The sequence below is a fragment of the Massilia sp. LXY-6 genome, assembly GCF_051233485.1.
Classification (GTDB): Bacteria; Pseudomonadota; Gammaproteobacteria; order Burkholderiales; family Burkholderiaceae_D; genus Telluria.
On the sequence record NZ_JBKFGF010000121.1, the window covers coordinates 1 to 356 of the forward strand.

The following is a 356-nucleotide window of genomic DNA, read 5'->3' on the forward strand; positions in this document are numbered from 1 at the left end:
CCTATAACGTTGGCCCCTGCATGAGTATCAGGGATCGTCATAGGCAAATGACAGCTTACTTTGTTTGTTGATACATACAGATTACTACCCTAAGTGTTCACTACATCTTTCGACGCATTGAACGCTTAAAGAAAACTTTACTTCTTCCAGATTGTTAAAGAACGAGAACTACACTTATCGAAGACCCAGGTCTTGGATAAGTACAGTCGACAAAGAGTGGTGGAGGATGACGGGATCGAACCGACGACCCCCTGCTTGCAAAGCAGGTGCTCTCCCAGCTGAGCTAATCCCCCGACATACACATAACGTGGTAGGGCTGGTTGGACTCGAACCAACGACCCCCGCGTTATCAACAC

The 356-nt window shown here is 47.5% G+C and carries 1 tRNA gene; it reads right to left on the reverse strand.

What is annotated here, in order from left to right:
• Positions 1-217: 217 nt before the first annotated feature.
• Positions 218-293: transfer RNA gene (locus ACI48D_RS26090), tRNA-Ala, on the reverse strand.
• Positions 294-356 lie beyond the last annotated feature (63 nt).